Origin of the sequence: Psychroserpens sp. (assembly GCF_045105015.1) — a bacterium.
Taxonomy (GTDB): domain Bacteria; phylum Bacteroidota; class Bacteroidia; order Flavobacteriales; family Flavobacteriaceae; genus Psychroserpens.
Genome location: NZ_JBGCCX010000089.1, coordinates 1 through 6005 on the forward strand (window position 1 = coordinate 1; position 6005 = coordinate 6005).

Sequence of the window (6005 nt, forward strand, 5' to 3'; positions counted from 1 at the left end):
AATATCCATATCGTTATCACCATCAAAGTCAATCAAGTTCACATTAGCAACTCTAGTTTCAGTTAAATTCACTTCTTGAGGTTCGAACTGTCCCATTCCTAAATTTTTGTACCAACCTACTCTATCGTCTTTAGTCATTTCATCCCACCAAAACACATCTATCAAGCCATCACTATCGATATCTGTCAAAAATATTTTATTGAAGAAAAACTCATTTTGAGCAATTTCTATGGCTTCAGAAATTTTTCCTTTTTTAGAAACTTCATAATAAAACAGACTGTGTTTAGAAGCAGTAATAATATCTTTAATTCCGTCATTATTAACATCCATAAAATCGAAGTCATTAATCCCTCCATTAATCACCCAATCTTCACCATACTGAAAATTCATCTTGTTATTAATCCCTGTAGAAATACGATATCCATTTTTAACAGATACTTCAATAAGATCACCTTTACCATCTGCATTTAAATCTGCGACCAGCATAAAGGCAGACTTATGTTTTGGAGTAATTGATTTTTCCTTAGAAAACTTGCCTTTACCCAAATTCTCAAGCCAATAATTTTTTGAAGAATCCATTGGTCCGACTCTGGTATTTTTCACAATATCTAAATCTTTGTCACCATCCATATCAATCAAATAAAAGTTGGTTGCATTCTCGGCTGTTTCTATTTTGTGAATTTTAGAGTAGTGACCTTCCGCATCACGTTCATTCCAGTAGATTCCGTTTACATATTCACTTGAATAGATAAAATCTTGATCACCATCATTATCAATGTCTTCAATATAAAACACATCAACTCCAGAATTCAACATGTATGAATCTTTCTTAAGGTAATTTCCATTTTCATAAGTTCGTATTTGAATTCCGATTTTGCGCTCTTCATTTTCAATAATGACGTAATCTGAAATGATTTCTTGTTTACCATCGCCATCAATATCTTTCGATTTCACAAAACCAAAGTTTCCAAATATTTTCTTGAAACCTTTAAACTTCTGAAACTGTCCATTTCCGTTTCCGGTATAAGCCATAGCATAGTCACCAAAACGATTTATGAGAATATCTAAATGTTGATCGGCATTAATATCTGCAACATAAATATCTGAATATTCAAGTCGGTAATAACTTAATTTTGTGTCCTGCGGAAGTGCTTTTAGCCCTTTTTTTGAATTGATAAAAATTTCAATTTTACCATCTTCTAAAAGCGCTACAACATCATCTAATTCGTCATTATTGAAATCGCCAACTTGAAGCGTTTCAACATTCTCTATGTCTGAAAACTGAATAGTTTCCTTTCGGTTTCCTTGTCCATCATTCACATGAATAAACGGAAACGCTAATATATCAGGATACGCATCGGAATTGTAATTTAAAATACGAGCCTCAGCACCATAAGTAAAACCTTTACTACCAATAAGCTCTCCATCTTCGAATTGTTGCGAAAAGCTAAGACATGAGAATGTCATTAAAAAAATAGTAAGTAATCTGAACATATGCGTGTTTTTATTCAAAGATAAAAACTATACAAATTGAATACACAATTTAAACAACATATTTAAGCAATTATCCCAACCAACCCTCGCGATCCATACTTCTATATTGAATCGCTTCGGAAATATGAGTACCATTAATAGATTCAGACGCTTCTAAATCGGCAATTGTACGAGATACTTTAAGAATCCTATCGTAAGCCCTAGCAGAAAGATTAAGTTGTTCCATGGCGTTTTTTAATAAGTCCATAGACCCTTTATCCAGCTTACAATAGGATCTAATCTGTTTTGTATTCATTTGCGCATTGTAATGCACACTTTCAGAAGCTTTAAATCGTTTCGTCTGAACCTCACGAGCTGCTGTCACACGCTTTCTTATGTCTACAGAAGCTTCACCTTTCCTGTCATCTGATAATTTCTCAAAAGGCACAGGAGTGACTTCTATATGAATATCAATTCGATCTAACAATGGTCCAGACACTTTACTTAAATGCCGTTGCATTTCAGCAGGAGAAGACGTCACAGGAGCATTAGGATCATTAAAATAACCTCCAGGACTCGGATTCATACTTGCAACCAACATAAACGACGATGGATAGGTTACGGTAAACTTAGCCCTTGCAATCGTCACTTCACGATCTTCTAATGGTTGTCGCATGACTTCTAAAACTTCTCGTTTAAACTCTGGCAATTCATCTAAAAACAGTACACCATTATGTGATAAGGATATTTCTCCTGGTTGCGGATAACTTCCACCTCCAACCAAAGCCACATTTGAAATGGTATGATGCGGACTTCTAAACGGTCGTTGAGCCATAATTCCAGAATGTGCTTTTACACGACCAACAACAGAATGAATTTTAGTCGTCTCCAAAGCTTCATCTAAAGTCATTGGTGGTAAAATACTTGGTAGTCGTTTGGCTAGCATGGTTTTTCCTGCTCCTGGTGGTCCAATGAGAATAATGTTATGTCCACCAGCTGCTGCAATTTCCATACAGCGCTTGATACTCTCTTGTCCTTTTACATCTGAAAAATCAAATTCAGGAAACTCTAAGTTTTTATAAAACTCTTCTTTTGTATTGATGATCGTTTGAGTAATAGGAATATTCTTATCGAAATGATCGATAACTTCTTTAATATTTTCAACACCAAACACTTTTAGTCCATCTACAATAGCAGCTTCTTTTGCATTTTGTTTTGGAAGAATAAATCCTTTAAAGCCTTCCTCTTTAGCTTTAACAGCAATAGGCAAAGCGCCTTTGATAGGTTGTAAATTTCCATCGAGAGACAATTCCCCCATAATGAGATAGTTTTCTAAATGTTCCGCTTGAATTTGTTTGGTAGCCACTAAAATTCCAATAGCCAAGGTTAGATCATAAGCAGAGCCTTCCTTACGTAAATCGGCAGGAGACATATTAATGATGATTTTCTTACCTGGGATTTTGTAACCGTTATTTTGTAATGCAGCGGCTATACGGAAGTTACTTTCTTTTATAGCATTATCTGGTAAACCAACCAAATGATAACCAATACCAGAATCGACATTAACCTCTACCGTTATTGTTGTGGCTTCTACTCCAAAGACAGAACTACCAAAAACTTTTTTGAGCATTTGTAGAATATTTACTCAAATATAGATAATATTCTATTAACTAACAGGTTTAATAGATTCTAAAGCTAAATTAGTTTTTAATAAACCGAATGACTTGTTCGTTATTTTCTGCTTGAATTTTCAGGAAATAGATGCCATCTGATAAATTCTCGACATCTAGAGTTACATTTAGACTTACATCTAAATTATCAATCATATTTAGAAGTCTTCCGTTGATATCAACAATACTAATGTTATGCATTCCAACTTTGCTTTGAATGGTCAATTTAGAATGTGCTGGATTTGGGAATACTGAAAACATATCAGCTTCAAACTCTTCAACTGAGAGCACTTGCGTAAGATCATACACTTGAGAAAATCCAGAATCACTAGCATTAACATTATTATTAGGATCACCAATAACTACTTTAGTTCCATCTGAAGATAAATCAATACTATAACCAAAATCGTCATTGACTTGTGCGCCATCGATAGCATTCCCAACCATATTCCAATTTCCGCCTTCAAATCTAAAAAAGCGTGCATCATTTTCTTGAGGCGCTCCTACTGCTAAAATAGTTCCATCGTCTGATAAATCTATAGCCCAACCAAAACGCTCAAAACCAGAATCACCTTGAATGTCTCCTCCTAATGGTTGCCAATTATTAGCGATTAATGAATACACCTCAACTTCACCAGAACTGGTTCCGTTTTCATCATTTCCCCAACTACCAACAGCTACAATACTTCCATCTTCAGAAATTGAAGACGAAGCTCCTGTGAAAATACCAGGCATTTCTCCAGAGATTGTAGCACCAACCTGACTCCATGAACCATCAAATTGGAATACTTTTACATAACCTTCTTTTGTTGTTCCATCTACATTTATCCAAGCGCCACAAATCACGTGATTACCATCGCCAGACATATCTAAAGACATTCCAAACACGTCACTTTCATCATCACCAAAATGTTCAAAAACTTGATTCCATTGACTACCATCGTAATCGAATATTCTTAACACACCATTATCAAAATCACTAGTATTCGTATAAGGTGCACCAACAGCAATTCTATTGCCATCATCAGAAATGGAAACAGTTGTTCCAAATTCGTCATTACTATTTTCTCCAGCTAAAGTACTTCCTCTTTGTACCCAATTTGTACCATCAAAATCAAATACTTGAGCGCTTCCTGAATTAAAACCGTTAGCATTACTGTATTGCGCGCCAACAACAACAGTAGTTCCATTACCTGTAATATCTACTGCTCTTCCAAAATTATCTTCAGCTGTAACACCTAACAAATCAGCTCCTAACTGAATCCAATCTGTACCATCGAATTGTAAAACTTTCACTTGACCTGCAGCATAAGCACTAGTAGAATTTCCTGGCGCACCAACAACTACAGTTAGGCCATCTCCAGATGTTGCCACATCCCAACCCATATTATTAAACGAGGATTCGCCATTAATATCACTTCCTATTTGTACTTGTGCAAATCCGAAAAAAGTAAAACACAATAATACAAAACATAATACGCTTGTTTTCATAGTTATTTATTTAGCATTCAAAATTACCATAATATGACGCAATTACAAAGTTTAAAGTATGCTGTTCATTGTAATAAATATTATTCAAAATAATGATCCAACAAATATTCAATCTTTAAAATTCACATTAAATATTCTTTTTGACTAGCATCTGTGAAAGAGAGATAAGTAACGTTAAGTATTTAAATAAAAAAAGGCTAATTGAAATTCAATTAGCCTTTTTCGTTTTTTACTTCACTATCAGTCGTTTTGTGACTGACCAGTCATCTCCACTTATGACCATCATATATGTACTTTCTTCAATATTACCTAAATCGAAATTGATTAAGTTACTACCTGAAGTTACATTATAGAATCTAGGACTGTAGATTACTCTTCCAAGTGCATCATATACCATTATTTCTATATCTTCTGAATAATCATCAGTATTAACAATATCTAATTTGATATTAATCTTAGAATTACTTGCTGCTGGAACAGGGTAAACTCTTACTGATTGACTAGGTTCATCACTACAATCTTCATAAAACACCTTTATAATAGCTGCTGATGGTGAACATGCTCCATTTCCTACAAATGAATAAATATAATCTCCATTTGATAATAAATTCCATTGTCCACCTTCATCTGGATTACCTCCTAAGGCATCAAATAATTCTTCAAATGTTGGAACAACACCTTCACAAACAGTTATTTCATTATTTTCTCCTGCATCTAAAAATTGTGTTTCTGTAATTGTTAACGTCGCAGTGTAAGAACAGCCATTAGCATCTGTTAAATCCAATATTACTGGACTGTCTGCTGCTGTATACGTCATACCATCTTGTGACCATGTGTATTCTTCACCTTCACAAACTGTAGCTTCTGCTACGATATCATCTGTTGAATCATAGTAATACACTTTAACGATTGCTGATGACCCAGGACATCCACCAATTGCTTCAAAAGAATATACATAATCACCATTTGATAACAACACCCATTCACCACCTTCATCTGGATTACCACCTAAGGCATCAAATAATTCTTCGAATGTTGGAATCACTCCTAAGCATACAGTAACTTCCGAATCCTCTCCTGCATTTAGAACAGGTGTTTCAGTAATTGTTAATGTTGCTGTGTAAGGACATCCGTTTGCATCTGTTAAATCTAATACTACTGGACTGTCTGCTGCTGTATATGTCATACCATCTTGAGACCATGTGTACTCTTCGCCTTCACATACTGTAACTTCTGCTACGATATCATCTGTTGAATCATATTCATTGATCGTTAATGTTGCTGTGTAAGGACATCCGTTTGCATCTGTTAAATCTAATACTACTGGACTGTCTGCTGCTGTATATGTCATACCATCTTGAGACCATGTGT

At 34.8% G+C, this 6005-nt stretch carries 4 protein-coding genes; all 4 read right to left on the reverse strand.

The window, feature by feature from the left end; translation table 11 throughout:
- Window positions 1–1494 (reverse strand): FG-GAP repeat domain-containing protein (locus AB8B90_RS06695; protein WP_405334979.1); only part of this gene is annotated, 1494 nt, incomplete at its 3' end.
- A 70-nt stretch (window positions 1495–1564) separates the two neighbouring features.
- A complete protein-coding gene (locus tag AB8B90_RS06700; RefSeq protein ID WP_405334981.1) occupies window positions 1565–3103 on the reverse strand; it encodes a YifB family Mg chelatase-like AAA ATPase in 1539 nt (512 codons plus the stop codon).
- A gap of 70 nt (window positions 3104–3173) precedes the next feature.
- Entirely contained in the window at window positions 3174–4634 is a 1461-nt protein-coding gene (locus AB8B90_RS06705) for a T9SS type A sorting domain-containing protein (RefSeq protein ID WP_405334983.1), read from the reverse strand.
- 229 nt (window positions 4635–4863) lie between these two features.
- A partial coding sequence (locus AB8B90_RS06710; protein WP_405334985.1) for a T9SS type A sorting domain-containing protein occupies window positions 4864–6005 on the reverse strand: 1142 nt, incomplete at its 5' end.

Excerpts from the sequence above, each read along its gene's own strand:
- AB8B90_RS06700 (WP_405334981.1), bottom strand. The coding sequence starts at position 3,103 with ATGCTCAAAAAAGTTTTTGGTAGTTCTGTCTTTGGAGTAGAAGCCACA.
- AB8B90_RS06705 (WP_405334983.1), bottom strand. The coding sequence starts at position 4,634 with ATGAAAACAAGCGTATTATGTTTTGTATTATTGTGTTTTACTTTTTTC.